Here is a 26,083-nt window from a genome sequence, read left to right on the forward strand (position 1 = left end):
CGGCCGGGGTGTCCGTGCCCGGTCAGTGCTTCCGGAACTTCTCGATCAGCGCGTCCGGATCCACACTGTTGCTGTCGGACCCGATATTGCCCAGCTCGGTGTTCCCGCCGTGGTCCTCCCACATCTTCAGCAGTTCGAGCTGCCGTTCTCTCGACAATGATTCGACCCATTCCTGATGGGCCGGAGAAATCTGGTCCATCAGTTTGCTCAGCGCTTCCATGGCCATCGGATTCTCCTCCTCGGCCCCCCGTACAACCCGGTGCACGACCCAACGGTCGACACGATCTCACGGCGCCCCACCGCTCGCCACCGGAGCCCGTCCCCGCGATTCGGACGGGGATTCGGACGGGGATTCGGGCCGCGATTCGGACTGGTGTACGCGGCGCGCGGCACCGGGCGTGCACGGCGCATTGAGTGGTGAGGGGCCATTCCTCTCCGGGTTCCGTGCGCTCTACCGAGGGCCGTACGACCCGGTGATGATGAACGGACCGCAAGGAATCCGGTCGTTTCCGTATGCCCGTCCGCCCCGCGGACGGGTGTGCGAGGAAAGGAGTGCACGTTGTTGCTTCTCATTTCTCCGGACGGTGTCGAGGAAGCCCTCGATTGCGCGAAAGCCGCGGAATACCTGGACATTGTCGACGTGAAGAAGCCCGACGAGGGATCGCTCGGCGCGAACTTCCCGTGGGTCATCAGAGAGATCCGTGACGCGGTCCCGGCCGGCAAGCCGGTGTCCGCGACGGTCGGGGACGTGCCGTACAAGCCGGGGACGGTGGCCCAGGCGGCCCTCGGCGCGGCCGTCTCGGGAGCTACGTACATCAAGGTCGGCCTGTACGGCTGCACCACCCCCGACCAGGCCATCGAGGTCATGCGCGGGGTCGTCCGCGCGGTGAAGGACTACCGGCCCGACGCGCTGGTGGTCGCCTCCGGGTACGCCGACGCCCACCGGATCGGCTGCGTCAACCCGCTCGCGCTCCCCGACATCGCCCACCGGGCCGGCGCCGACGCCGCCATGCTCGACACCGCGATCAAGGACGGGACGCGGCTCTTCGACCACGTACCGCCGGACGCCTGCGGCGAGTTCGTCCGCCTCGCCCACGAGGCCGGGCTGCTCGCGGCCCTCGCCGGCAGTGTGAAAGCGGCGGACCTCGGCGCCCTGACCCGCATCGGTACGGACATCGTCGGGGTGCGCGGGGCCGTCTGCGAGGGGGGCGACCGCAACGCGGGAAGGATCCAGCCGCACCTGGTGGCCGCCTTCCGGGCGGAGATGGACCGGCACGCCCAGGAACACGCCGCCGCGGCCGCGAGCTGAGGCCCGGCATGACCTTACGCCGCCCCCCGCACCCACCCGGCATATCCGGGACGCCGAGCCGTGAGCGCTTCGCCGTCGTCGACCCGGCGACGGGCGAGGCCTTCGAGGACGCCCCCGACCAGCGGCCCGACGACCTGGACGCCGCGGTCCGCGGGGCCCAGGAGGCCTGGCGGGACTGGCGCACCGACTCCACCGTCCGTACCAGCGCACTGCTCGCGGCCGCCGACGCCGTCGAGGCGGCCGGGCCGGACCTCGCCCCGCTGCTCACCCGGGAACAGGGCAAACCCCTGGCCGAGTCGTACGCGGAGGTCGACCGCACGGCCGCCCGCCTGCGGCACTTCGCGGGCCTGACCCCGGAGACCCGGCTGATCACGGACGGCCGTCCGGTACGCGGCGAGATCCGCTGGCGGCCGCTCGGGCCCGTCGCCGCGATCGTCCCGTGGAACTTCCCCCTCCAGCTCGCCTCGGCGAAGTTCGCGCCCGCGCTCGCCGCGGGCAACACGGTCGTGCTCAAACCGTCCCCCTTCACCCCCCTCGCCACCCGGCTGCTGGCGTCCGTCGTCTCCTCCGTCCTCCCCGAGGACGTGCTCACCGTCGTCACCGGCCACGAACCCCTCGGCGCCCGCCTCGCCTCCCACCCGGGCATCCGGCACGTCACCTTCACCGGTTCCGCCGCCACCGGGCGGGCCGTCGCGCGGGGCGCGGCGGCCTCGCTCGCCCGGGTCACCCTGGAACTCGGCGGCAACGACGCCGCGATCCTGCTGGAGGACACGGACGTGGAGCGGATCGCGGACCGGCTGTTCTGGGCCGCGTTCCGCAACTGCGGGCAGGTCTGCATGGCCGTCAAACGCGTCTACGCCCCGGCCGCCCTCTACTCCGACGTCGTCGAGGCCCTCGCTCGGCACGCGAAGAGCGTGGTGGTCGGACCCGGCCTCGACCCGGGCACGCAGCTGGGCCCGCTCAACAACGCCCCCCAACTGGCCCGGATCGAGGACCGCACGGCCCAGGCCCTGGCGGACGGCGCCCGGGCCGTGGCCGGCGGCCACCGGCTGGACCGGCCGGGCTACTTCTACGCCCCGACGATCCTCGCCGACGTCCCGCCCGACAGCCCGGTGGTGACGGAGGAGCAGTTCGGCCCCGTCCTGCCCGTGCTGCCGTACGAACACCTCGACGACGCCGTCGAGGCGGCCAACAGCACCGGGTTCGGCCTGGGCGGCTCGGTGTGGGGGACCGACCTCGACCGGGCCCAGGCGGTCGCCGACCGGCTGGAGTGCGGGACGGCCTGGGTCAACCACCACGCCGAACTGTCCCTCGCCCAGCCCTTCGCCGGCATCAAGGACAGCGGCGTCGGCGTCGCGGGCGGGCAGTGGGGGCTCTACGGCAACCTCAGACCCTTTGTCGTCCACCGTCCCCTGGAGGCGTGACGATGAGATTCGGCGCGGCGGTGCTGCGCTCGTACGACAGCCCGTTCACCGTCGAGGAGGTGAACCTCGACCCGGTCCCGGCCGACGGAGAGGTCCTGGTCAGGATCGCCGGCACCGGCATGTGCCGGACCGATCTCGCGGTCCGGCGCTCGGCGGGGCGCTCACCCCTTCCCGCCGTACTCGGCCACGAGGGAGCCGGGGTCGTCGTGGGGACAGGAGGCCCGCACACCGGACTGAGCGAGGGCGACCACGTCGTGCTCAGCTTCGACTCCTGCGGACACTGCCGGAGTTGCCTCGCCGCGGCCCCCGCCTACTGCGACTCCTTCGCCTCGCTCAACCTCTTCGGCGGACGCGCCGAGAACGCGGCGCGGTTCACCGACAAGGCGGGCGGTGCCCTCGCTCCCCGGTGGTTCGGCCAGTCCTCGTTCGCCGAGTACGCGGTGGTCGCGGCCCGCAACGCCGTACGGGTCGACCCCTCGCTGCCCGTCGAACTCCTCGGCCCCCTCGGCTGCGGATTCCTCACCGGCGCCGGCGCGGTCCTCCACTCCTTCGGCGTCGGGCCCGGCGACACCGTCGCGGTCTTCGGCGCGGGAGCCGTGGGCCTGGCCGCCGTCATGGCGGCCACCGCCTGCGGCGCGGAGACCGTCGCCGTCGACCGGTACCCCGAACGGCTCGCCCTGGCACGGCGGTTCGGCGCGACCGCGCTGGACGCCGCGTCGGGCGACCTGCCCGGCCGCATCCGGCGGCTGACCGACGGCGGCGCGCGGTTCGCGCTGGACACCACCGCCTCCGCCCGGCTGATCAACGACGCGCTGCGGGCCCTGCGCCCGACCGGACACCTCGGTCTGGTGGCCCGGCTGCACACCACACTGCCGCTCGAACCGGGCGTGCTGGACCGGGGAAGGAGGATCTCCCACATCTGCGAGGGGGACGCGGTGCCGGGACTCCTGATACCGAGGCTGACCGGGCTGTGGCAGGCCGGGCGGTTCCCCTTCGACGAGTTGATCCGTACGTACCCACTCGCCGACATCAACGAGGCGGAACGCGACTGCGAGGCGGGCCGCGTCGTCAAACCCGTCCTGCTGCCCCGGGCCCCGTCCGCCGGACGAGCCCGGGGCAGCACCCCCCGACGTGCGACCAGGGAGAACATGTGACAAGGGAGAACAGGTGACCGGCACAACGTCTCGCGACACCGAAGTGGAAGGCGTGGAAGGAGGCGTCGGCGTGACCGCTCTCCTGGTCGCCGCGTCACGGGCGATCGAGACCCACCGCCACGACGCCCTGGCCCGTGACGTCTACGCGGAGCACTTCGTGCGCGCCGCGCCCGCGTCGGCCGCCTGGCCGGTGCGCCCGCACCAGGTGGAGGACGGGGACGCGAACCCGCTGTGGGGGCGGTTCGCCCGGTACTTCGGCCTGCGGACGAGAGTCCTCGACGACTTCGTCCTCCGGTCCGTCCGCAAGGGCGGCGCCCGGCAGGTGGTGCTGCTCGGGGCGGGGTTGGACACCCGGGCGTTCCGGCTCGACTGGCCCCCCGGCTGCGTGGTCTACGAGATCGACCGGGAAGGCGTCCTGGCGTTCAAGCACGAGGTCCTCGACGGGCTGTCGGCCCGCCCCAGGGCGGAGCGTGTCACCGTCCCGGTCGACCTGCGGGCCGACTGGGTCGCCGCGCTGGCCGGCGCCGGCTTCGACACGGCGGCGCCGAGCGTCTGGCTGGCCGAGGGGCTGCTGTTCTACCTGCCGCCCGTCGCCGAGACGTACCTCATCGACACGGTCGACCGGTTGGCCTCGCCGGGGAGCGCCCTGGCGTTCGAGGTCAAGCTCGAACGGGACCTGCTGGAGTACCGCGACAGCCCGCTGTACACCGCGACCCACCACCAGATCGGCATCGACCTGCTCAACCTGTTCGACCTGCGGCCGCGCCCCGACTCCGCCGGTGACCTGGCGGTCAAGGGCTGGTCCACCGCGGTCCACACCCCGTTCGACTTCACCCGCTTCCACGGGCGCGGTCCGTTGCCGGAGGAGAACGACGCGCTGGAGGGCAACCGGTGGGTGTTCGCGGACAAACCCCGGCAGTGACGCCGCCGCCGGCCCTCCGTACCGGCTGAACCGGCGCGGGCAGGGCGGGCTTTGGCATCGGTACGGGTGGGTCCGGCGGCGTCGCCGGGCCCACCCGTCAGTCGTTCAGCGCGGCGAACGCGTCCTGCACCAGGGCCGTGAGCTGCTTCATGGTCAGGCCCGTCGTCAGCGTGTTCGGGGTCTGGACCGCGAGGAGCCCGCGCAGCGCGGCGACACCGGCCCGCGCCTTGACCGCGGCCCGCAGGCGCAGCTCGGGGGAGTCGGGGCCGGCGCCCAACCGCTCCTCGATGGCGGCCGTGACCGCGTGCTCCAGGTCCCTCAGCAGGAGCCGGTCGGTCCGGGACGACGTCGGCGTCAGATCCTTGGGCGAGCCGGTCATGAAGATGGCGGGCGGCACCTCGTACTCCGCCGCCAGCGTCAGCACGGCGTTGCACATGGCCCGGTACGGGGCCTCGGCCGCCGGACGCTCCCGCAGCAGCAGGGCCAGGCGGGGGATCAGGTCGCGGACCTGGCCCACGATCAGGGACTCCTTCGAGGGGAAGTAACGGAAGAAGGTCCGCTCCCCGACCCCGGCCGCCGCCGCGATGTCGCGCACCGTGGTGTGCTCGAACCCTCGCTCCCCGAAGAGGCGCGCCGCGGCCTCCTCGATGGCCCGGCGCGTCCTTTGTTTGTTCTGTTCACGGAGTCCAGGGCTGTCCATGCATGGATTATCGCAAGCTCCGGGGCCCCAGAAAGTGGCAGAGCTGCCACTTGGGCTAACATGGCAGCGCTGCCACTTTTGCGCCCGGCTTCTCCGCGACCTTCTTCCTGGAGCACACCCATGGCCACCCTCCTGTACCGGCTCGGCCGATCCTGTTTCCGCCGCCGCCGAGCCGTGTTCGCTGCCTGGCTGGCCCTCATGGCCGCCGTGATCGCTGTGAGCGCCCTGTTCGGCGGGGTGGGGAAGCTGAACGAAGAGTTCTCGATACCCGGTTCCGAGTCCCAGAAGGCCCTGGACGTCATGGGCCGGGCGTTCCCCTCCTCCGCGGGCACCAGCGCCCAGCTCGTGTTCACCGCCCCCGAAGGCCGGAGTGTCGAGGAAGCGCCTCTCAAGGAGGCCATCGACAACACCCTGGCGAAGGCGGCCCGCGCCCCGCAGGTCGCCGGTGTGACGGGACCCGAGGCGACCGGCACCGTCTCGCCCGACGGGAGGGTCGCTGTCGCGCAGGTCGGCTACCGCGTGGCCAAGAACGACCTGGACGCGGACAGCCTGGACAAGCTGGACGCCACCGCCGCCCCGGCCCGGGCGGCGGGTCTGCGCGTGGACCTCGGCGGTTCCGCGTTCGGCGGAGGCGGCGCCGAACCGGGCGCCCAGGACCTCATCGGCGTGCTGGTGGCCGTGCTCGTCCTCGCCGTCACCTTCGGGTCCCTGCTCGCGGCGGGCCTGCCCCTGCTCACCGCGCTCGCCGGGATCCTGGTCGGTGTGGGCGGCGTGCTGGCCCTGACCGGGCTGGTCGGCATCTCCTCCACCGCCCTCACCCTGGCCCTGATGATCGGCCTCGCGGTCGGGATCGACTACGCCCTGTTCATCCTCTCCCGGCACCGCTCCCACCTCGCCGAGGGGAAGAGCCCGGAGGAATCGGCGGCCCTGGCCGCCGGAACCGCGGGCAGCGCCGTGGTGTTCGCGGGACTGACCGTCATCATCGCCATGGCCGGGCTCTCCGTCGTCGGCATCCCATTCCTCACGGTGATGGGCCTGTGCGCGGCCCTCGCCGTGCTGGCCGCCGTCGCCGTGGCGCTCACCCTGCTGCCGGCCCTGCTCGGCGTCGTCGGCACCCGCCTCGTACCGAAGCCCGGATCACGCGCCGCTGGACGGGAGACGGCCGTCGCGGGACCGGACGACCGGGCGGCGAACCTCGGCGAACGCTGGGTCCGCCTCGCCACCGCCAAGCCCTGGCTGACCACGCTCGCCGTCCTCGCGGCCCTCGGCGCCCTGGCCTGGCCCGCGAAGGACCTGAACCTCGCCCTGCCCGACAACGGCTCGGCGCCCGCGCACACTTCCCAGCGCGCGGCCTACGACACCGTCTCCCGCACCTTCGGCCCCGGCTTCAACGGCCCCCTCGTCGTCCTGGCCGACACGCGTGACACCACGTCACCCAAGGACGCGGCCGCGACCATCGCCAAGGACCTGAAGGGCCTCGACGACGTGGCCGCCGTCGCCCCGCCGAAGCTGAACGCCTCCGGTACGTACGCCCTCGTCCAGATCGTGCCCCGGGGCGCGCCCGACGCGCAGAGCACCAAGGACCTGGTGACCACGATCCGCGACCGGGCCGAGCGGATCTCCGAGGAGACGGGGGCGGGCATCCGCGTCACGGGCCAGACGGCGGTGTCGATCGACGTCTCCGTCCAACTCAGCTCCGCCCTCGTGCCGTTCGGCGCCGTCGTGGTCGGCCTGTCCCTGGTGCTCCTGCTGATCGTCTTCCGTTCCTTCGTCGTCCCGCTGAAGGCCGCGGCGGGCTTCCTGCTGTCCGTCACGGCGACGTTGGGCGCCACGGTCAGCGTCTTCCAGAACGGTCACTTCCGGGGCCTGGTGGGGGTCGACGCGCCCACCCCGACGGCGTCGTTCCTGCCGGTCGTGGTCATGGCCGTGCTGTTCGGGCTGGCCATGGACTACGAGGTGTTCCTGGTCTCCCGCATCCACGAGTCCTACGCGCACACCCGCCGGCCCCTGCACGCCATCCACATGGGCGCCCGGCACAGTGCGCGCGTGGTGACCGCGGCGGCCCTGATCATGGTGTCCGTGTTCGCCGCGTTCATCAGCAGCGAGGGCATGATCCTCAAGCAGGTGGCGTTCGCCCTCGCCCTCGGTGTGCTGGTGGACGCGTTCGTCGTACGGATGACACTGGTCCCGGCCGTGCTGGCGCTGACCCGGCACGCCGCCTGGTGGCTGCTGGCCGGTCTCGCCCGGCGGCTGCCCGACGTGGACCTCGAAGGCGCGCGCCTGAACGCTCCCCGACAGGCCTCCGGGCAGCCGGACTTGGTGACGGCCGACGGGAAGGGCTGACCGTCCGCCCGGCCGCTTCGCGCACCACTTCCGGCGCGGCTCCCGGCGCGGTTCTCAGCGCGGCGGAGTGACCCCGTACGACCAGTTGTGCCCCATCTCGGTCTCGCGCTCGCCGACGACCTTCAGTGCGTCGAGCCGTGCGAACTCCTCGCCCGTGAGGGTGAGGTGGGCGGCGCCCGCGTTCTCCTCCAGGCGGGTGGTGTGGAGTGTGCCGGGGATGGGGACGACGTCGGGTGCCTTGGCCAGGAGCCAGGCGAGGGCCACCTGTCCGGGTGCGGCGTCGTGTGCCCGGGCGATCTCCCTGACCACCGCCACGGCGGCGAGGTTGGTGGCGAAGGCCTCGCGGGAGAAGCGGGGCATGGTGCGGCGGTAGTCGTCGGCCGGCAGGTCGTCGATCGAGGTGATGTTGCCGGTGAGCATGCCGCGGCCGAGGGGGCTGTACGGGACGACGCCGATGCCCAGTTCGCGGCAGAGCGGGAACACCTCGTCCTCGATGTCGCGTGACCACAGGGACCATTCGGTCTCGATCGCGGCGAGTGGGTGGGTGGCGTGGGCGCGGCGGATGGTGTCGGGTGCGGCCTCGGAGAGGCCGATGTGCCGGACCTTGCCCTCGGCGACCAGTTCGGCCATGGCGCCGACGGTCTCCTCGATCGGGACGTCGGGGTCGACGCGGTGCTGGTAGTAGAGGTCGATGTGGTCGGTGCCGAGCTGGGTGAGGGACCGCTCGGCCCGTTCGCGCACGTACTCCGGCCGCCCGTTGATCACCGGCGGACCGTCGGGACCCAGAGGGCGCACGATGCCGAACTTGGTGGCCAGGACCACTTGGTCCCGACGCCCGGCGACGGCCTTGCCGATGATCTCTTCACTGGGGCCGTAGACGTCGGCGGTGTCGATGAGGGTGACGCCGAGGTCCAGTGCCCGGCCGATCAGGTCGTACGGGGTGTCGTCGGTGTCGTTGTCCGTCTGCCCGTACGGCTTGGCGAAGCTCATGGCTCCGTATCCGACGGCCCCGACGGTGGCGCCGGCCGTACCGAGGACGCGCTGGGGAATGGTCATCGTGCACCTTCGTGGATCGGTTCGACGATGGCATGCGACCGCATGTCCACCACTGAGGACATCGTATGTCCTCAGTGGTGGACATGCAAACACCCGGTCGTCCCGCCGTGCCGAGTCGAGGGGGTGATCGCAGGCGCGCCGAACCCTGAGCGGCGTGTGGCCGCCTATGGCATGTACCCGCCATTGACCGGCCGCATTGGTCTGAACCATAGTCCTGATCATGTTCACGACTAGGGAACAAATCGGCCGGACCCGGTTCGGTGTGATCGCCGCCGTGGCGTTCACACTGGCACTGTTCGGCATGCTGGTACCGGGACTGACCCCGCCCGCCGCCGCCGCGCCCACCGCGGCGCTGCCGGCCTGTCAGTTCTGGAGCGACGTGGTCCCGCCGGTACGGCCGGTGTCCCCGTGGATCCCTCCCCTCCAGACGTCCCCCGCGGTCAACTTCACCCAGCGGCTCCCCGCCCCCACCGGAGTCACCGGCTCCCTGGTGGGCGGCCGGGTCGCCGTCACCTTCAACCGCGTTCCCGGCGCCCAGTCCTACCGGTTGTGGCGCAACGGCCAGCCCATCGCCTGGCTCCTCGGTTTCGACCAGCCGACCATCACCATCACCGACACCGCGCCCTGCGAGAACGCCTACTACAACGTGATCGCCCTGTCCGACCAGAGCGCCACCGACCCGTCGACCGGCCGGCTCTCGGCGCCGTACCAGCTCAACTCCAGCGGCGTGGTGGTCCCGTGGACGACACCGGCCGGCCGGACGATCGACATGAAGGTCACCGCCTACAACGACACCGGGACGACCGCGTCGGGCTACAAGGCCCAACTCGGCGTCTGCGCCGTCGATCCGCGGGTGATCCCGTGGGGCACGTACTTCACCGTCCCCGGGTACGGGACCTGCTACGCCGCCGACATCGGGACCTGGATCCAGAACAACACCGTCGACGTCTGGCTCCCGCCGGGGACCCAGGCGGACAACTGGGGCGTCCAGAACCGGACCGTCACCATCATCGCCGACCCGTACGCGGGCACACCGCCGACCGGTGACCCCAACCCGCCCACGGGCGGCGCCGGCCAGATCACCGGCCTCGGCGGCAAGTGCGTCGACGTGGCGGCGGCGAGCAGCGCCAACGGCACCGCGGTCCAGCTCTACGACTGCAACGGCTCCACCGCGCAACGCTGGACGGTCGCCTCCGACGGTTCGCTCCGGGCGCTCGGCAAGTGCCTGGACCTCACCGCGGCCGGCACGGCCAACGGCACCAAGGCGCAGCTGTACGACTGCAACGGCAGCGGCGCCCAGAAGTGGCAGAAGGGCACGGGCAACACCCTCGTGAACCCGGCGTCGGGCAAGTGCCTCGACGTGGTGGACCGCTCCACCGCCAACGGCGCGCGACTACAGATCTGGACCTGCGCAGGCGGCACCAACCAACAGTTCACCCTCCCCGCCTGACCCCCCGACCGTAGCAACCGGCCGGTCACCACACCTCGCCACCGGGGCCGCTGAGCTTTCCACGCCGAGGCGTACTGTCCGCCGACGGTACGCGGGCAGCGAAGCGGCCCCGGTCCTCCTCGTACCGCCCCCGGCAGGTGGTCACGAACGCGGTTCCCAGCAGCGGGAAAACGCCGTGCCCACACCCTCGTGACCGTGTCAGCATGGGGCGCGTCCGCATGCCGTGAGCTGTCGGGGAGCCGCCCTTGCCTGTTGACCGCCGTCCCTTCACCGCCGTGCTGGCCTCCAACGTCATCTCCCTCACCGGCAGTGTGTTCACCGGGATGGGTGTTCCGTGGCTCGTCCTGGAGAGCTCGGGAAGCGCCGCCAAGGCCGGGATCGTCGCGTTCTGCTCGGTGTTGCCCGTGATGCTCTCGGCCCTGGCCGGCGGCCCGTTGATCGATGGCATCGGCAGGCTGAAGGTCGGAATCGTGTCCGACGTGATCTGCGGGGCAGCGGTCGCCGCCATTGCGCTCCTGGACCACGCCGGGCTGCTGCGATTCTGGGTGCTGTGCGCGCTGATGGCCGTCACCGGTCTCTTCCACGCTCCGGGCATGACCGCGCGCGGCGCGCTGCTGCCCACGCTCGCCGAGCGCGCGGGAATGCCGCTGGCCCGCGCCGCCGGGTGGTACGACGGGGCCTCACGATCCGCCGGGATGATCGGTTCGGCGGTCGGAGGCGTGCTCATCGCCCTCCTCGGCGCGCGGAACGTCCTGTTACTGGACGCCGCCACCTTCGCCGTGTCCGCCGCGCTCCTCGCCTTCGGCCTGCGCGGCCTGCCCGAGGCCCGACCCCCGAGGGGGCCCGAGCCGGCGTCGGTCCGCTCCTACCGCCGGGAGTGGGCAGAGGGATACCGCTTCATCCTCGGCACCCCTCTGCTCCTCGGCATCTGCCTCATGACACTCGCCACCAGGGGCTTCGACCAGGCCTGGAGCGCCGTGCTCCTTCCGGTCCACTCCCGCGAGGAACTCGGCGGCGCCGCCGACCTGGGCCTGTTGAACGCGACGTTCTCCGCCTTCGCACTGGCGGGCGCGCTGGTCTACGGCGCGGTGGGCAGCCGCTTCCGCCGATGGCCGGTGTTCACGATCGCGTTCCTGGTCGGCGGCATGCCGCGCTTCGCCGTCGCCGCCTGGAGCGACACCGTGGCCCCGCTGGCCGTGACGATGGCGGTCGAGGGTGCCGCGTTCGGAATGATCAACCCCATCCTGACCACGGTGACGTACGAGATCGTGCCCGAGCGATTACGCAGCCGCGTACTCAGCGCGACCACCGCCTCGGTCCTGGCGGTCACCCCACTGGGCGGCCTGGCCGCCGGCTACTTCGCGGACTCGGCGGGGCTGTTCACCACGATGCTGGTGGTCGGCGCCGCGTACCTCCTCGCCACCCTCGTACCCACGCTCTTCCCCACATGGCGCCGGATGGACCGACGCACCCCTCCACCCGACCGAGCGGCGTGATCAGCCCGCCTCGTACGCGACCGCCACGTCCACGACCCACGTGACACCGAAGCGGTCCTGGAGCATGCCGTACAGGGGAGCCCACCGCGCCGGGCTCAGCGGCTGAAGAACGCTCGCGCCCTCGGCGAGCTTCTCCCAGTACGCGGCGACCTCCTCGGCCGTCTCGCCGCGCAGCGAGAGGAAGAACGCGTTCTCGCCCCGGTCCCACGGCCGGCTCGACGGCACGTCGAAGGCCATCACCCGGAATCCGTTGTCGGCCACGACCTGGCCCCACATCACCTGGTCCGCCTCCGCCGGGTCCTGGACGCTCCCGGCGTCCTGGTAGGTGACCACGGACAGGTCCCCGTCGAAGACGGACCGGTAGAAGTCCAGCGCCGCGTGGGCATCTCCTCGGAAGTTCAGGTGGGTCACCGCGTTGACGGACATGATGGGCTCCTCGCCTCTCGTGAACAGCAATCGGCACGGGTGCGGGTCGTCCCGCCCCGTCCCGGACCAGGACCCGCGGGGGGCATCGGCCCCCGGCCGGTCCGGCCCGGTTCGACAACCACAGTCGCAGCGGAAGCGGTCAGGTTGTGGCCGCTTCTCCGCGCACCATGGGAACCATGCAGAAGACATCCGCGCGGTTGCTGTCGTTGCTCTCCCTGCTCCAGACCCGCCGCGACTGGCCGGGTGCGCTGCTTGCCGAGCGGCTGGAGATCAGCCCGCGCACCGTGCGCCGCGACGTCGACCGCCTCCGCGAACTCGGCTACCCCATCGTGACCAGCAAGGGCCCGGACGGCGGATACCGGCTCGGCGCCGGCACGCAGCTGCCCCCGTTGCTGTTCGACGACGAACAGGCCGTCGCCCTGGTCATCGCACTCCGGACCGCCGCCACCAGCGGCGCCGGCACCGAGGAAGCCGCGGCCCGGGCGCTGGCCACCGTCCGGCAGGTCCTGCCCGCCCGGCTGCGCCACCGCGTCGACACCCTGCACGTCACCGCCGTCGAACGGCCCACGACCCACACGTCCCCGCAGGTCGGCGGCGCCGTGCTCGTGACACTCGGCGCCGCCGTCCACGCCCGCGAGACACTGCGCTTCGACTACTCCTCCCCGTCCGCGCCGCCCGCGGGCGCCGACCACACCGACTCGCCCCCGGCGCGCCGGGCGGAACCCCATCACCTGATCACCTGGAACGGACGCTGGTACCTGGTCGCCTGGGACCTCGACCGCGAGGACTGGCGTACCTTCCGCGCCGACCGGATCACCCCGCGCACTCCCAACGGCCCGCGCTTCCCACCGCGCGACCTGCCCGGGGGCGACGTGGCCGCCTTCGTCGCCGCCAGGTTCCAGGGAGCGGACGGCTCCGGCGCCCCGCCCTGCCGCGGACAGGTGATCCTCCGCCGGCCCGCGTCCGAGGTGGCCCCGTACGTCCACGACGGGGTGGTCGAGGAGCACGGACCGCACCACTGCCGACTCACCCTGGGCGCGTGGTCATGGCCCGCTCTCGCCGCCGCCCTCGGCCGGTTCGACGCCGACGTCGAAGCCGTCACCCCGGCTGAACTCCGCTCCGCGTTCGACCACTTGGCCCGCCGCTACGCCGACGCCGCAACAGCACCACCCCACACGCGGGGCGACGGACAACCCGTCACCAAGGACACGGCCTCGCGGTCCGGCGGACCCGGCTGACCCCGCCGTCCGCGCGGGGGTCACGAACCATCCGAGGCCCCGGCGTCGGACCCGTGCGCGGCACGCGACAGCCCCTCCCACTTCTCCCAGCCGTCGAGGCGCCTCGCGTACTCCTCGCGCACCTCGGCCAGGCCCCCGACGCCGAACAGCACCCGCAGCGGAGGCTCGGCGGCGTCGGCGAGTTCCAGTACGGCCCGGCCCGAGGCGGCGACATCGCCGGGCACGATGTGCGCGGCGCCCGCGAAGAGCGCCCGGCGGGCGTGGGCGTACGCGGGGTCCTCGCGGGTCTGGGGGGAGGAGGTCATCAGGCCGGTGTGAAAGACGATCGGCTCGATGAGTGTCACGCGAATGCCGTACGCGGCGACCTCCGCCGCGAGCGACTGGCTGACGGCCTCCAGCGCCCACTTCGACGCGTGGTAGAGGCCGAGCGCGGGGTAGGCGACCACTCCGCCGAGCGAGGAGACCTGGAGGATACGGCCCCCACCCCGCGCGCGCATGCCCGGCAGGACGGCACGGGTGGTCCAGAGCGCGCCGAAGTAGTTGGTGTCCATCTGCCCGCGGACCTGCTCGTCCGTCGCCTCCTCCACCGCCCCGACCAGCATGTGCCCGGCGTTGTTCACCAGCACGTCGATGCCGCCGAAGTGTGTCTCGGCCGCCGCCACCGCCTCGCGTACGGCCGCCGCGTCCGCGACGTCGAACCCCAGCGGCAGCACCTGGTCGCCGTACGCGTCGACGAGCGGCGCCAGCGACGCGGCATCCCGGGCCGTCGCGGCGAGCAGGTCACCGCGCTCCAGCACGGCTCGCGCCCACTGGGCGCCGAGCCCGCGGGACGCCCCGGTGAGGAACCAGGTCCTTCGGCGCTGATCGGTCATGACCGTACTCCTCGGGTTCGCGCGACAGGGCCGGTGTCCCGGCCCCTCCACACCACTGTCCGAGGCCCGCGGCCACGCAGGCAGAGCGAGTTCCTCCCCGGGAGAACGCCTCCCCGGGACGACGCCACCCAGGGAGTGCGCTACCCAGGGAGTGGCGGTCCCTGGCTGACCCGAGCCCCCTGAGCGACACTGGCCCCATGGACTCCGCACAGCTCTCCCACTTCCTGAGGGCGCGGCGCGAGGCGCTCACACCGGGCGAGGCGGGGGTCGTGTCCTCGACCCGGCGGCGCACCCCCGGCCTCCGGCGGGAGGAGGTGGCCGTACGCGCGGGCATCTCGACCGACTACTACACGCGCCTGGAACAGGCCCGCGCCCCGCAACCCTCGCCGCCCGTACTGCGCGGCCTGACACGGGCGCTGCGCCTGACGCTGGACGAGCGGGACCACCTGTTCCGGCTCGCGGGGTACACCGCCCCCGACCGGCTCCCGGCCGACGACCACGTCTCCCCGGTCCTCCTCGGGCTGCTGGACCGCCTGCACGACATGCCGGCGCAGGTGATGACCGACCTGGGCGAGACCTTGGCGCAGAACGCACTCGCGACGGCGGTCTTCGGCGACCACAGGGACCTCGAAGGGCCGGAACGCAGCGTCGTCTACCGGTGGTTCACGTCCCCGGACGCCCGGGCGGCATACCCGCCCGAGGACCGGGCCCAGGAGTCACAGATGCTGGCCGCGGACCTCCGCTCCGCGCTCGTACGGCGAGGTGACGCGCGGGCGCGGGCACTGGTGGACGAACTGCTACGGAACAGCCCCGAATTCGCCGCCCTGTGGTCCACGCACGACGTCGCCGTACTGCGCAGCCGCCGCAAACGCCTCCAGCACCCCGAAACGGGCCTCCTGGAACTGGACTGTCAGGCGCTCCTGGAAGAGAACCGCTCACAGATCCTGGCGCTCTTCGTCCCCGCCCCTGGCACCGCCACCGCCGAACGCCTCGAACTCCTGGGCGTCCTCCACGCCGGTCAGGACCACTGACGCGCCCCCCGAATTCGGTTGCGGCGGGACCGGTGACCCCGGTGAGGTGAGCCCATGGAAGGCACAACGGATCAGGCGCCGACGGCGAGGCCCGTAAGCCGCCGAAGGGCCACGACCCAGCCGACGGCCCGGCACAGATCAGCGGTACTCACGGCCCTGATGCTGGCCGCCTTCACCTTCAACACCGCGGAGAACCTGCCGGTCGGCCTCCTGGAGCCCATCTCCGAGAACCTACGGGTCTCGCTGTCGGCGGTCGGCCTCCTGATCACCGGCTACGGCGTGACGGTCGCCGTCGCGTCCCTGCCGCTCGCCCACCTCGTGCGCGCGGCGCCCCGGCGCCACGTCCTCACGGGACTGCTCGCCGCGCTCGTCGTCTCCAGCCTGGCTGCCGCGCTCGCCCCCTCCTACTGGCCGCTCCTCGCGTCGCGGCTGCTGACCGCGCTCGCCCAGGCACTGTTCTGGGCGGTGATGGGGCCGGTCGCGGTAGGCCTGTTCGCACCGGAAGTCCGAGGCCGCGTGGTCGGGGCACTGTCCGTCGCCGGTTCACTCGCCCTCGTGCTCGGTGTTCCCGCCGGGACGTGGCTGGGCCGACAGACCGACTGGCGGGTGCCGGTCGCCGCACTGGCGGGTCCGGGGCTCGTCTCTCTGATCACGATCGCCGTCCTGCTGCCCACCTCACGCCCGGACGAGGAACACGCCGCCCACGGTGTCGCGTGTCTGGTCGGCGTGAGCATCACCGGGGCGCTGCTGGACCGCTTTCCGCGCAGCGCGCTGCCCACGGCGGTGACCGTGCAGGCGGTGGGCATGCTCGGCCTGTACGCGGCCGGTACCCGCCCGGTGGCGGCCATAGGGTTCCTGGTCCTGATGGGTGGTGCGCTCGGTCCGGTGTTCATGGCCACCCAGAACGAGATGCTGCGCTGCGCGCCGGGGCGTACCGACATCGCCCTCGCGGCGAACTCCGGCGCCTACAACGCGGGTATCGCGGCGGGCGCCGCACTCGGCGGGCTGGCCCTGTCGGTCGCCGGCGTGAGGGGTGCTTTCCTCGCCGGCGGTCTGACGACCACGGGTGCCTGCGCCGTACTACTCGGCGGTCGGCTACGGCACAGGCGCAGCGCGACGACCCGAGCAGCCACACGAAAGGCCTCTTGAACGACTACGTACGGGCACCCCCGAGCCATTCGCAGGCACCCGCACGCACCGGCACTCACTCGCGCATCCGTTTCGATGCTTGCTTCGGGCGGGTGGGGGTATCGGGCCCGTATGGCCTTGAAGAAGCACGTTGCCCTTGCCCCTCGCGCGGTACGGCAACTGCGCCGCGTCCGTTCCGTGTACCTGGTCGGCATCGCTCTGTCGGTCCTGGGCCTGTTGATGCAGTCGGGCCAGGGGAGCACGGGCCGGCAGTCGGAGATCGCCGGCGTCCTGGTGGCGGTGTTCACCGTGCTGCTGGGAGTGACGGTGGTTCAGCTGTGGCGCCACCAGCGAACGGCTCATTGCAGCACGGCCAAGAGGCTGACCCCCTCCGCCTGAGACAGCGCACCCCACTCGCCGTGAGCTGTCACCAGGAGGTCAGGTCGACGGTGCGGGAGCAGTGCGGATCGGCCTCGTCCGCCGCCCAGCGTTCCGTCTCGCGTAGGAGCGAGGGGAGAGCCGCCAGCAGGGCGGTGAGCGCACCGGTCAGACGTACGTCGGCGGCGGTCAGGCCGTCGGCTTCCTCGACCGCGAGGTAGAGGCGCACGGTGTCCGGGCCGGTGAACAGGAAGCCGCACAGTGCCGGGCTCGGCGGTGCCTCGATGTACGGCTGGGCCAGTGTGCGCAGGACCCGCAACGCCTGGTCGGTGAGGGACGGTACGGCGGGTTCGACCGCGTCGGTGTCCACCCGTACCAAGGCCATGCCCATCACCGACTCGTCCGACGCCGGGGGAGTGCCGGCCGCGAGCGTCCGTACGCATCCCAGTACCAGCGGCGCGGTCACCGGTTCGCCGTCGTCACCGAGCAGGGCGAACTCGTAGGTGACCGGCGCCGGTTCCGCCCCGGTGTCCGCGGACCCGGTCACGATCCGTACGGCGTCCCGCGTCGGCAGCACGCCGCGCAGGAAGGTCCGGTCGGCGAGGGGGACCGTCGTGTGTTCGAGGAGGAAGCGGGTCAAGTACGCCTGCTGCTCGACCGATTCCCCGAAGGCGCCGCTCACCACGCCACCCGCTCCGGGCACGCGGCGACGCCGTGACGGGTGGACCTTGCTCGACCACCGCGCTCGGCCTTTTCGCCCGTCGCCCTCATGACGAGAACCGTGCCACATCTGAAGGAGAATGACCCACCTGAGCCGAAGCACGCGCCGCCCGGCACACATGAGCGGAACGCCCCTCGGCCCGCAGACAGACGCAGGCGGACGCAGACATCGGAGGAGAACGCCCACTCATGGACGTCGGCATAATCGGGCAGGCGGCCGGGCTGTTCGCCGTCACCAACATCGACGACATCCTGATCCTGTCGCTGTTCTTCGCCCAGGGCGCCGGACACCGCGGTTCCGCCCGCCGCATCGTGATCGGCCAGTACCTGGGGTTCGCCGCGATCCTCACCGTTGCGGCGGCAGCGGCGTTCGGCGCGACCTTCCTGCCCGAGGCGGCCCTCCCGTATCTCGGCCTGCTGCCGCTCGCACTCGGCCTGAAGGCCGCCTGGCAGGCCTGGAGGAACCACCGGAACGCCAAAGGGGACGAAGAGCGACAGGCGCAGTCCGCCGAACGCGGCCCGGGCTCGCTGGAGGTCGCCGCGGTCACGTTCGCCAACGGCGGCGACAACATCGGTGTCTACGTGCCCGTCCTCGCCTCCGCCGGCGCCGCCGGGATGACCGTGTATGCCGCGGTCTTCCTCGTACTGGTGGCGGTGTGGTGCACCGCGGGCCGGTTCTTCGCCACCCGCCCGGTCATCGCCGAGGCCCTGTCCCGCTGGGGCCACATCCTGCTGCCCCTGGTCCTGATCACCATCGGCCTGCTCATCCTCACCGAGGGCGGCGCCTTCGGCCGGTGAGCGCCCAGGCCGCCGCACGGCGCGGAGGCAATCACGCTCGCTCCCAATCCCTACGGAGTGCCCGTGAGAAACTCGGTGGCCGGATCACGGCTAGGGGGAGGGGACGCTTTTATGTCGGAGGCCATACCGCGGCCGGTGCATCTCGGCAAGGTGGTGGACGGGCTCGCGGAGAACCCCGCGCTGCCGTCCGCTTTCGTTCGCCGCCTCTTCGCCCATCGCGGGGGCCTGTGCAATGTGGCGAAGCGGCCGGATCTGAGTGGTGGCATGATCGCTGAGATCATCGCGACGGATGATCATTGGCTTATACACTCTCTCGCCTTGAACCGTAGCCTTCCACAGGCCTTCCGGATGACGCTTGCCGGGCATCCGGATCCCGACGTTCGCAGGGCTGTGGCGATCGCCGCGGGCGGTGCGCCGCGCGAGTTGTTCGAGCGGCTGATCAACGATGCCGACCCGCGGGTCCGCGAGTGCGTGGCGCAGAGTGATCACGTGCCGGTCGACCTGCGGGCCTTGTTGGCGAAGGACCCGGACCCGAAGGTTCGGGCGGTGCTCGCCCAGTGGTGGACGTCGGCTCCGGAACCGGTGCGCCGGCTGTTGCTGACGGATCCTGATGACTCGGTACGAGCCGGGGCCTGCGCGACCTACTTTCGCCGTAATCCTCACCCTGTTCCGCCGGCGGATCTGGTTCCGGCGTTGCTGGCCGACCCGGTGACGCGCGCGGGGGCGGTACGTCACTGCGCACTGGACGTCGCGACGGCCCGCCGGCTGGCCGGCGACTCCGACGACGTGCGCGCGGAACTGGCCGAGCACCCTGACCTCCCGCCGGCGCTGCGCGACGAGCTCGCCCAGGATCCCAACCCGTGTGTCGCGGTGCGTGTCTTCGCCCGTCAGGATACCCCGGAGCAGGCTCGTGCCGCGATCCACGCACGAATCCGCGACGAAGCACCCTCACCGACCCCACATCAAGACCAGCTGAACCCCCAAGATCTGGACGAGAAAGCACTCGAACGGGAGTTCATGGGCGAGATAGCCCGCTCGGAGCTGCGGACACTGCGTCTGCCGTGGGTGACGGCCGACCCGCTGCCGTACGTGGACTCGCCGTACGCCTGCTTCCGCGCCTCGGCGGCGATGTCCGACCGCCTCCCGCCGCCGCTTGTCGCCCGGCTGCTCGCCGATGAGGAGAGCAGTGTCCGTACGACGATGGCCCTGCACGCCCGGGACCAGGTCGACCCTGAGACCGCCGAGCGCATCGACCGCACGTACCGCCCGTTGAAGAGGGTCCGTTGGCGTCCGGCCGACGACTTCCCCCTTCCGGTGGAGGTACTTCGGCGTCTGGCCACGGACCGCGATCCGAGGATGAGGCAGTTGGCCACCCGCGACCCCGACCTTCCCGTGGACTCCGCGCGAAGCCTGGCGGCCGACCCGGACGCCACGGTGCGCCGTGCGGCTGCGGCGCATCCCCGGCTTCCGGCGGCGGACGTGACGAGGCTGCTGTCCGACCCCTCGGAGTTCGTCGCGGCCGCTGCGGCCGCCAACCCCAACCTCCCCATCACAGCCATGCACCAACTACTCGCCCTCGCGGACCTGTGACACGCGCTTCCCCTCACCAACACCGAGTCGGACACTGAAGGCACGTACGTAGACACCGAGATCCGCGGCCCGCAGCCCGGGTACTCGTACGGGTAGTTGGCGGCCGGCCCCCTGGACGGTTCGCTGAGCATGTGCCCTGCTGAGGTGTTGATTCGTACGGACACGTCCTGTTCGACCCGACGGTTGGGCAGGAGCAGGACCGGCGTGTGCCGCAACCGGCCGACCGGCCGACTCCCGTTCCCGACTCTCGCTCCCGGACGCCCTGCCCGGCGTCAGCCCAACAGTCCCGCTTCTTGTGCCAGTACTGCTGCCTGGACGCGGTTGGTGCAGCTGGTGCGGGTGAGGATGTTGCTGATGTGGGCTTTGACGGTGCCGTTGCTCAGGTGGAGCTGCGCGGCGATCTCGGCGTTGGACAGGCCGGTGCCCAGCAGTCGCAGAACGTCGCGTTCAGTCGGTGTCAGGCCCGCGGTCCGGCGTGACGCGGCGTCGCCGCTGTGGCCCGACCGGGTGCGGAAGTCGAGGAGTTGGCGGGTGACCTGCGGGGCGAGGACGGGTTCTCCGGCCGCGGCGCGGTGTACGGCGTCGATGAGGGCGTGGGGGCCGGTGTCCTTGAGGAGGTAGCCGTGGGCTCCGGCGCGCAGGGCGTTGGTGACGGTTGTTTCGTCGCCGAAGGCGGTGAGCATCACGGTTCGGGTGTGGGGCGAGTGCCGGGCGATCTCGGTGACGGCGGCGATGCCGTCCCCGGGCATGCGGATGTCGAGGAGGGCGACGTCGACGAGGTGGGCGCGGCAGGCTTCGACGGCCTCGGGGGCGTTCTGTGCCTCGGCGGCGATGCGGATCCTGTCGTCGTTCTCCAGGATCAGGCGGATCCCGGCGCGCATCAGTGTCTCGTCGTCGGCGATCAGGACTCGGATCATCGGTTCAGTGTAGGACTGCCATGATCAGCAGGGCGATGGTGCCGCCGATCGCCGGCAGCATCACCAACAGGGCCGCGCAGCCGCCTCCCAGGAGGCGGGGCCAGGTGAGGACTTCCGTGGACAGCGGGGGCCGGGAGCCGGTCGTGCCGGTCGCGCTGCCGGGTGAAGTGGCGTACGGGAGTGGCGTGTCGGCCCGGACGGGTATGCGGGCGGAGAGGGCGAAGCCGCCTCCGGGGCGGGGTCCGGCGTGGAGGGTGCCTCCGAGGAGGCCGATTCTCTCCTGGAGGCCGACGAGTCCGCTGCGGTTCCCGCTGCCGGGCGAAACGGGACCGGGCGGGGCGTCGTTGACGACACCGATCACCACCGTGTCCCCTTCATCCTGGAAGGTGACGCGGACCGGTGCGCCGGAGGCGTGTTTCATCGCGTTGATGAGTCCTTCGCGGGTCACCCGGTGGACGGCCTGCCGGGTGTGGGCGCCCATGTCCGTCCGTCCGGCGGCGTTCCAGTGGAGTTGGGCGTCGGCGCCCGCGCTCTGGGAGTCCGCGACCAGGGCCGCGAGGTCTTCGCGGGTTCCCCGCTCGTTGCTGTTGTCGTCCGACTGGTGGCGCAGGACGTGGAGGATGCCGCGTAGTTCGTCCATGGCGGTGCCGGCGGTGGTGCGGAGAAGTTCGGCCTGGGGGGCGAGCGGGGGTGCCTGGCGTTCGGCGGCGAGCTGGAGGGCTCCGGCGTGTACGGAGATGAGGCTGATGCGGTGGCCGAGCAGATCGTGCATCTCGGCGGCGATGCGAGCCCGTTCCTCCGCGCGGGCCGCTTCGTCGGTGAGGAGGCGGGTCTGTTCGAGGTAGGCGTTGCGTTCCCGCAGCAACCCCGTCAGCGGGCGCCGGCGCCCCATCATGGTGCCGGAGGCGCCGGGCAGCAGGATGAGCAGCGCGGCCACGACGGCGCCCGCCGCCAGATACGGCAGCCTCACGGCTTCGCCGAGGGACTGGGCGGCGAGCGACAGGAACGCGGCGCCGGCAGCGCCCGCCCCGACAACGGCCCAGGCCCGTCGTACGGGGGTGATGCGGCGCACGGCGGACCACACGATCCACGGCACCGTCACCATCGCCCACACGTTGTTCCCCGCGATCACCGGAACGCAGCCCAGCACCGCGAGCGCCGGGTACATCCGCCGCGCGGGTACGAGCAGCGCCACCCATGCCCCCAGGAGGGTCACCGCCACCGGGTGGGCCGGCGGAAGCAGCGGAACCGGTGCCAGTGAGCACAGCAGGACCAGGCCGGCGAGTACGGACTCGGCCGCGACCGTCCGCGGGGGCGCGGCGCGCACCGCCTCCCGGATCGCGGCGGCCTCGCGGCGCGCCCGTGCGCCCGGTCGCACTGCCGTACTCATGTCGTCTCCCCGTGGGCACCGTTCTCTACGGCTGCTCTCGTCGTGTACGTGGGCGGACCACCGCCGCCGCAGGACGCGTCAGGACGTCTGCGCCGCCCCGCCCGGAACCCGGAGTTGCGCCTCCGCCCGCAACCCGGCGACATCCGCCCCGCTCTCGGTCAGTACACGCTCGATCTCCGCTCCGGACTGCGCGTCCGTCCCCTTGTCCAGCAGCGCGGCCAGCAGCTGGGTCGTGCCGACCGTGGGCGATCCCTGGGCGGCAGCGGTCAACTGGGCAACGTGCAGGAGCCGTTGCTCGAAGCCGGCGTGGCCGGGGACCTCCCGGGGCTCCTCCTCCGTGACCCCGGTGGAGGGAAGCAGCACCCGGTGTAGGGCATCCTGCCGTACGCCGTGCCGGCGCAGGAGTACGGCCCCCTGGTTCGCTCCCATCAACTCCTCGGGCAGCTCACGCCCCGCGACGGCCAACGACCGATCCAGCGCCAGGATCCCCAGGAGCACGTCGACGGGTTCCACCTCCGACGCCCCGCGCCGTACCGCCGCCCGTGGTGTCTCCGTGCGAACCGCGCCCACGACCGCGGAACCGAATCCGGCGCCGCCGCCGAATATCCAGGCGGTGAAGTTACGGGTCAGCGGATTCCCGCTCTTCCCGAACGTCCCGGCCTTGCGCAGCACCAACACCGACCCGGGCTCGGGTACCTCGTCGCTGCCCCGCAACGCGTCGAGCGCCACCGCGGCAGCCGGGACGTCCACCTTCTCCAGCACCAACGCCTCGCGGGCACGGCTGTCGGACAGAGCGACCAGTGCACGCGCCACATGCCGGACGCGCACGGAAACGACGCCCTCCTCCCGAGCGGCCTCCAGCGCCCCACGCAAACAGTCCCGCACCGCGCCGCTCATCGCCGGAAGCCCAAAACCCCTCCGTCCCGGCCCCGGCTCCTCCTCCTTCCCCTTCCGATTCGTCGAGCGAAGCCGCTTGGCCCCCTCCAGCCGAACCTCCCGCCAGAAGGCATCGATCTCCCGCTCGTCGTCAGGATTCCCCGCCACGCCGTCCCCCGCGCCCGCGTCCACACTGACCCACACGGATGTCCCCCGGCACCTGATCGAACCCCCAAGCGAACCGGTGGCCCGAACCCCGGACACGATCACCGAACCCGCAACCCAGTCACCCAACACGAGCGCGTACAGGACGCTTTCCGTACCGAGGTCCTCACGTTCCTGCTTGTCCACCGCACGCATCGCCTCCAGCAAGAGCTCGATGACGTCCCTCTCGAACTCGACGCTCACGCCGGCGCTGCGCTCGAACGTTCGCTGATCCATCGGCTGTCTCCCTCTCCGCGGTGTCACCTGCCGAAAAGGACGCTAGCCCGCGCCCTCCCACCCCGCACCGGCCAACCGGCCACACTTCCCGCCCGATCGACCAGTTCCCTCCGCCCGCCCGGCCGACGCCTCCCCAAACCCAACACGCCACCACACGCAGACATTCATGGAGGCACCCCCGTGCGCGCGGGGACTACCCTTGTCGGCCCGGTGGCGGCCTGACTGGGGTTCGTTTCTGCTGCCGCCCGCGGCCGTGCTTCAGATCGTGCCGAGCCTCGGCGTCCGTTGGGGAGGGAGGGAAGGGAGTGCCGAGTGTCGACTGCGGACACCCCGAGTTCTCGGAAGCCGCCTTCGTCACCGTCACCATGCGGACCCTCACCGACGAGACGGAGAGGATGGAGCATTTCAGCGAGACGCAAGCCCTGTTCAAGGCCATGGGCCGCCTGCCCGACAACCAGTTGGACGTCATGGTGCCGTGCCGGCTGTGCGGTATGCCCACCCGGAGGTCTGCGACCTTCTCGGCGTCCCGGTGGCCACCGTCCGCTCGGACGAACGCCACGCCACCCGCTTCCTTGACTTCGCTCGGAACCCGCCGTCCGACAACGAAGGGAACTCCCCGCGACCCCCATCGAACGCGTCCTTGCACGGACACTCCTTCCCCGGAACCGCACCGTCCCCGCGGCATCGTCCCGCCCACCTGCCAATCGGCTCACAGCCGACCCAGGGCAGTCGTCGCCCTTGCCGGACGCCGGCGCGAGCGAGGCCGCCGGCCTCCGCGCCCTGTGCGAGAGCCTCCTCCCGCACACACGGGCAGCCGATGTCGAGGACTTGGTGACCGAGCAGGTCCCCGAACCCCGCAGCGCGCTCGCCTGCGTGCTGCAAATGACCGACACCGATGACGGCGCCCACTTCTGGCGGCAGTACGCCACCGGCGCCGGGCAAGCTGCCGCCTACTACCTCTACCTCCACCACCTTGCGCTCGGCGAGGATGTCACGGCCCGCTGGTGGCACCGGCAGACCGATCACGTTCAGCCGCAGCCCAGCTCCCTACGGCCGCCCGCGAATCCACTGGTCCCGAATGGGACCCAGCCCTCCACCGGGTCACCGGCACCTCCACCACCACGATCCTGCGGATCCTGCGCCACCTGGCGAAGAACACGGTTCGTCCGCGAAGGGCCGCGGTCGCCCACCTCATGGACTACATCCCCACCGCTGTCTCCGGCAGTTCTCAAGCCCGCCCTCTACCGCAAGACCGAGACCTTCACGAAATCGTGAACCACTGACACCAGCCCTCGGGTTCGCCGTAGGGGACGAACCTCAGGGCCGGCGAGCACCCCCTTGACGATTTCCGAGCAGCGCGAAACCGGTTGCCGGAGCGCGGGAGTGTCAGTCGTCGGTCCGAGGGGGGAGGCCGTCGTCGAGGACGATGCGGATGGTGTCGCCTTGCCCGTCGACGTCGGCAAGTTCGGTCGCGATGCGGTTGTAGGAGGTCGTGGCGAGGGCCCAGTCGCCTTGCAGCGGTGTGGCGGTGGAGCGGGTGTTCCACAGCTCGATCAGCAGGGCGATGAGGGAACGTCCGGACAGGACGGTCTGGACGCGTCCTTCTTCGATGTCCTCGACCGAGGGCGGGGTGCGGAAGTGGTTGGTGGTGTGTGGTTGGGGTGGTGGGCTGCTGCCGGGTGTGGCGGTGTGTGGTCGGTTCTGTGCAGGCCATGCTGGTGGCCTTGAGTAGCAGGACACCGTGGGCGACCTTCGGGTCCTGCGCGTCGGCGAAGGCTTGTGGGGTGGTGGCGCGGCTGTGGTGTTGCGGATGGGCTGGTGCCCTGGTGGGCGGCTTCGATGGCGCTTTGGGGAGCGGGGTCCTCCTGTTCCTGGCTTCCTGGCTTCCTGTCTCCGGCCGGCGTTCGTTGTCCTTGATGGTTGCCCCCTGGGAGTCGGTGTCTGATGCGATGGGTGGCTGTGTCGCTTCGGGGGTGACAGGGCCGTGGTCGAGGAACTCCACTCCTGGCTCTGGCGGTACTGCTGCGTTGGCGTGCGTGGGCCCGTCGTCGCTGCTCGCGCTGTGGAGCAGGGGGGTGGAGCGTGCCGGGGCAGTTCAGTAGTTGCCGGAGTTCGCCCCGGGTTTCGTTCGGATCACTGGTCATCCGTTTCTGGCGTCGGCGTTGTTCCCGGTTCTCCTCGCGGAGCCCGGTAACGCCACCTTGGACGGCTTCGGGGATCTTCAGGCGACCTTGCGTGGACTGTCCGTGCAGCGTGGTCAGTCCCACCGTCGGATCGTCAAGATGTCCGACCTGATGGCGTATCGCCTCCAGCTCTTTCATCGCGCCGTCAGACGTGTCTTTCCACTTCACGCGCCCTCTGGTTTCCGGCCGTTCTCCGGAGCGCGACCGCATTGCCTTGGGGTATGGGAGCGGTCGGCCGGGA

23 protein-coding genes are annotated in these 26,083 nt (G+C 71.6%); 13 read left to right on the top strand and 10 right to left on the bottom strand.

All coding sequences use genetic code 11. The annotated features are described in order from the left end of the window. Nucleotides 1-22: 22 nt before the first annotated feature. A complete protein-coding gene (locus HA039_RS33335; RefSeq protein ID WP_167035757.1) occupies nt 23-226 on the bottom strand; it encodes a hypothetical protein in 204 nt (67 codons plus the stop codon). Between the two features lie 333 nt (nt 227-559). Here HA039_RS33335 and HA039_RS33340 point away from each other — a divergent pair, with 333 nt between their 5' ends. Genes HA039_RS33340 through HA039_RS33355 form a run of 4 tightly spaced genes read left to right on the top strand, consistent with a single transcriptional unit; the run spans nt 560 to nt 4,809 of the window. Beyond that, nucleotides 560-1,309, top strand: a complete 750-nt coding sequence (locus tag HA039_RS33340; RefSeq protein WP_167035759.1) for a (5-formylfuran-3-yl)methyl phosphate synthase — start codon at nt 560-562, stop codon at nt 1,307-1,309. Nucleotides 1,310-1,317: 8 nt separating this feature from the next. Next, on the top strand, nt 1,318-2,733 hold the full coding sequence (locus tag HA039_RS33345; RefSeq protein ID WP_167035761.1) for an aldehyde dehydrogenase family protein: 1,416 nt from the start codon (nt 1,318-1,320) through the stop codon (nt 2,731-2,733). Between the two features lie 2 nt (nt 2,734-2,735). Further along, nucleotides 2,736-3,887 (top strand): NAD(P)-dependent alcohol dehydrogenase, encoded by a 1,152-nt coding sequence (locus tag HA039_RS33350; RefSeq protein ID WP_167038053.1) that lies wholly within the window; start codon nt 2,736-2,738, stop codon nt 3,885-3,887. A 13-nt stretch (nt 3,888-3,900) separates the two neighbouring features. Then, the gene (locus HA039_RS33355; protein WP_167035763.1) at nt 3,901-4,809 is read left to right on the top strand and encodes a class I SAM-dependent methyltransferase; all 909 of its coding nucleotides are present in this window, start codon (nt 3,901-3,903) and stop codon (nt 4,807-4,809) included. A 97-nt stretch (nt 4,810-4,906) separates the two neighbouring features. Here HA039_RS33355 and HA039_RS33360 read toward each other — a convergent pair whose 3' ends face one another. Further along, entirely contained in the window at nt 4,907-5,509 is a 603-nt protein-coding gene (locus HA039_RS33360) for a TetR/AcrR family transcriptional regulator (protein ID WP_167035765.1), read from the bottom strand. A 120-nt stretch (nt 5,510-5,629) separates the two neighbouring features. Between HA039_RS33360 and HA039_RS33365 the strand changes: the two genes are divergently transcribed. Beyond that, nucleotides 5,630-7,852: an MMPL family transporter gene (locus HA039_RS33365; RefSeq protein WP_167035767.1), complete on the top strand. Its 2,223-nt coding sequence runs from the start codon at nt 5,630-5,632 to the stop codon at nt 7,850-7,852. A gap of 54 nt (nt 7,853-7,906) precedes the next feature. Here the strand turns inward: HA039_RS33365 and HA039_RS33370 are convergent, their stop codons facing one another. Next, complete coding sequence (locus tag HA039_RS33370) at nt 7,907-8,908, bottom strand: aldo/keto reductase (protein WP_167035769.1); 1,002 nt, start codon at nt 8,906-8,908, stop codon at nt 7,907-7,909. A 220-nt stretch (nt 8,909-9,128) separates the two neighbouring features. On the opposite strand from HA039_RS33370, the gene HA039_RS34290 reads away from it, so the two are divergent. Then, on the top strand, nt 9,129-10,358 hold the full coding sequence (locus tag HA039_RS34290) for an RICIN domain-containing protein (RefSeq protein ID WP_243869945.1): 1,230 nt from the start codon (nt 9,129-9,131) through the stop codon (nt 10,356-10,358). A 245-nt stretch (nt 10,359-10,603) separates the two neighbouring features. Beyond that, nucleotides 10,604-11,854 carry an MFS transporter gene (locus HA039_RS33380; protein WP_167035771.1) on the top strand — a complete coding sequence of 417 codons (1,251 nt, stop codon included), beginning with the start codon at nt 10,604-10,606 and terminating at the stop codon, nt 11,852-11,854. Here HA039_RS33380 and HA039_RS33385 read toward each other — a convergent pair whose 3' ends face one another. After that, on the bottom strand, nt 11,855-12,280 hold the full coding sequence (locus tag HA039_RS33385; protein ID WP_167035773.1) for a VOC family protein: 426 nt from the start codon (nt 12,278-12,280) through the stop codon (nt 11,855-11,857). 176 nt (nt 12,281-12,456) lie between these two features. On the opposite strand from HA039_RS33385, the gene HA039_RS33390 reads away from it, so the two are divergent. Further along, a complete protein-coding gene (locus HA039_RS33390) occupies nt 12,457-13,518 on the top strand; it encodes a helix-turn-helix transcriptional regulator (RefSeq protein WP_167035775.1) in 1,062 nt (353 codons plus the stop codon). 20 nt (nt 13,519-13,538) lie between these two features. On the opposite strand, the gene HA039_RS33395 is transcribed toward HA039_RS33390, so the two are convergent. Continuing rightward, a complete protein-coding gene (locus tag HA039_RS33395) occupies nt 13,539-14,390 on the bottom strand; it encodes an SDR family NAD(P)-dependent oxidoreductase (protein ID WP_167035777.1) in 852 nt (283 codons plus the stop codon). A gap of 197 nt (nt 14,391-14,587) precedes the next feature. On the opposite strand from HA039_RS33395, the gene HA039_RS33400 reads away from it, so the two are divergent. From HA039_RS33400 to HA039_RS33410, 3 genes are all read left to right on the top strand, one after another. Beyond that, nucleotides 14,588-15,421, top strand: a complete 834-nt coding sequence (locus tag HA039_RS33400; protein ID WP_167035779.1) for a helix-turn-helix transcriptional regulator — start codon at nt 14,588-14,590, stop codon at nt 15,419-15,421. Nucleotides 15,422-15,580: 159 nt separating this feature from the next. Beyond that, nucleotides 15,581-16,570 (top strand): MFS transporter, encoded by a 990-nt coding sequence (locus HA039_RS33405; protein WP_167035781.1) that lies wholly within the window; start codon nt 15,581-15,583, stop codon nt 16,568-16,570. A gap of 111 nt (nt 16,571-16,681) precedes the next feature. After that, a complete protein-coding gene (locus HA039_RS33410) occupies nt 16,682-16,948 on the top strand; it encodes a hypothetical protein (protein WP_167035782.1) in 267 nt (88 codons plus the stop codon). Nucleotides 16,949-16,976: 28 nt separating this feature from the next. Here HA039_RS33410 and HA039_RS33415 read toward each other — a convergent pair whose 3' ends face one another. Beyond that, a complete protein-coding gene (locus HA039_RS33415) occupies nt 16,977-17,609 on the bottom strand; it encodes a hypothetical protein (protein WP_167035783.1) in 633 nt (210 codons plus the stop codon). 227 nt (nt 17,610-17,836) lie between these two features. Here HA039_RS33415 and HA039_RS33420 point away from each other — a divergent pair, with 227 nt between their 5' ends. Both HA039_RS33420 and HA039_RS33425 read left to right on the top strand, forming a co-directional pair. Then, nucleotides 17,837-18,445 (top strand): cadmium resistance transporter, encoded by a 609-nt coding sequence (locus tag HA039_RS33420; protein ID WP_167035785.1) that lies wholly within the window; start codon nt 17,837-17,839, stop codon nt 18,443-18,445. Nucleotides 18,446-18,556: 111 nt separating this feature from the next. Next, entirely contained in the window at nt 18,557-20,035 is a 1,479-nt protein-coding gene (locus HA039_RS33425) for a hypothetical protein (RefSeq protein WP_167035787.1), read from the top strand. A 272-nt stretch (nt 20,036-20,307) separates the two neighbouring features. On the opposite strand, the gene HA039_RS33430 is transcribed toward HA039_RS33425, so the two are convergent. The 4 genes from HA039_RS33430 to HA039_RS34295 all read right to left on the bottom strand — a co-directional run bounded on the left by HA039_RS33430 (nt 20,308) and on the right by HA039_RS34295 (nt 25,399). Beyond that, on the bottom strand, nt 20,308-20,952 hold the full coding sequence (locus tag HA039_RS33430; RefSeq protein ID WP_167035790.1) for a response regulator: 645 nt from the start codon (nt 20,950-20,952) through the stop codon (nt 20,308-20,310). Between the two features lie 4 nt (nt 20,953-20,956). Next, entirely contained in the window at nt 20,957-22,342 is a 1,386-nt protein-coding gene (locus tag HA039_RS33435) for a sensor histidine kinase (RefSeq protein WP_243869947.1), read from the bottom strand. Nucleotides 22,343-22,420: 78 nt separating this feature from the next. Further along, entirely contained in the window at nt 22,421-23,659 is a 1,239-nt protein-coding gene (locus HA039_RS33440) for a hypothetical protein (protein ID WP_167035793.1), read from the bottom strand. Nucleotides 23,660-25,045: 1,386 nt separating this feature from the next. Further along, nucleotides 25,046-25,399: a hypothetical protein gene (locus HA039_RS34295; protein WP_243869949.1), complete on the bottom strand. Its 354-nt coding sequence runs from the start codon at nt 25,397-25,399 to the stop codon at nt 25,046-25,048. Nucleotides 25,400-26,083 lie beyond the last annotated feature (684 nt).

The sequence above is a fragment of the Streptomyces liangshanensis genome (assembly GCF_011694815.1).
In the GTDB taxonomy this organism is placed as follows: domain Bacteria; phylum Actinomycetota; class Actinomycetes; order Streptomycetales; family Streptomycetaceae; genus Streptomyces; species Streptomyces liangshanensis.

Excerpts from the sequence above, each read along its gene's own strand:
- HA039_RS33335 (WP_167035757.1), bottom strand. The coding sequence starts at position 226 with ATGGCCATGGAAGCGCTGAGCAAACTGATGGACCAGATTTCTCCGGCC.
- HA039_RS33345 (WP_167035761.1), top strand. The coding sequence starts at position 1,318 with ATGACCTTACGCCGCCCCCCGCACCCACCCGGCATATCCGGGACGCCG.
- HA039_RS33350 (WP_167038053.1), top strand. The coding sequence starts at position 2,736 with ATGAGATTCGGCGCGGCGGTGCTGCGCTCGTACGACAGCCCGTTCACC.
- HA039_RS33360 (WP_167035765.1), bottom strand. The coding sequence starts at position 5,509 with ATGGACAGCCCTGGACTCCGTGAACAGAACAAACAAAGGACGCGCCGG.
- HA039_RS33365 (WP_167035767.1), top strand. The coding sequence starts at position 5,630 with ATGGCCACCCTCCTGTACCGGCTCGGCCGATCCTGTTTCCGCCGCCGC.
- HA039_RS33370 (WP_167035769.1), bottom strand. The coding sequence starts at position 8,908 with ATGACCATTCCCCAGCGCGTCCTCGGTACGGCCGGCGCCACCGTCGGG.
- HA039_RS34290 (WP_243869945.1), top strand. The coding sequence starts at position 9,129 with ATGTTCACGACTAGGGAACAAATCGGCCGGACCCGGTTCGGTGTGATC.
- HA039_RS33385 (WP_167035773.1), bottom strand. The coding sequence starts at position 12,280 with ATGTCCGTCAACGCGGTGACCCACCTGAACTTCCGAGGAGATGCCCAC.
- HA039_RS33390 (WP_167035775.1), top strand. The coding sequence starts at position 12,457 with ATGCAGAAGACATCCGCGCGGTTGCTGTCGTTGCTCTCCCTGCTCCAG.
- HA039_RS33395 (WP_167035777.1), bottom strand. The coding sequence starts at position 14,390 with ATGACCGATCAGCGCCGAAGGACCTGGTTCCTCACCGGGGCGTCCCGC.
- HA039_RS33400 (WP_167035779.1), top strand. The coding sequence starts at position 14,588 with ATGGACTCCGCACAGCTCTCCCACTTCCTGAGGGCGCGGCGCGAGGCG.
- HA039_RS33405 (WP_167035781.1), top strand. The coding sequence starts at position 15,581 with ATGCTGGCCGCCTTCACCTTCAACACCGCGGAGAACCTGCCGGTCGGC.
- HA039_RS33410 (WP_167035782.1), top strand. The coding sequence starts at position 16,682 with ATGGCCTTGAAGAAGCACGTTGCCCTTGCCCCTCGCGCGGTACGGCAA.
- HA039_RS33420 (WP_167035785.1), top strand. The coding sequence starts at position 17,837 with ATGGACGTCGGCATAATCGGGCAGGCGGCCGGGCTGTTCGCCGTCACC.
- HA039_RS33425 (WP_167035787.1), top strand. The coding sequence starts at position 18,557 with ATGTCGGAGGCCATACCGCGGCCGGTGCATCTCGGCAAGGTGGTGGAC.
- HA039_RS33430 (WP_167035790.1), bottom strand. The coding sequence starts at position 20,952 with ATGATCCGAGTCCTGATCGCCGACGACGAGACACTGATGCGCGCCGGG.
- HA039_RS33435 (WP_243869947.1), bottom strand. The coding sequence starts at position 22,342 with ATGAGTACGGCAGTGCGACCGGGCGCACGGGCGCGCCGCGAGGCCGCC.
- HA039_RS33440 (WP_167035793.1), bottom strand. The coding sequence starts at position 23,659 with ATGGATCAGCGAACGTTCGAGCGCAGCGCCGGCGTGAGCGTCGAGTTC.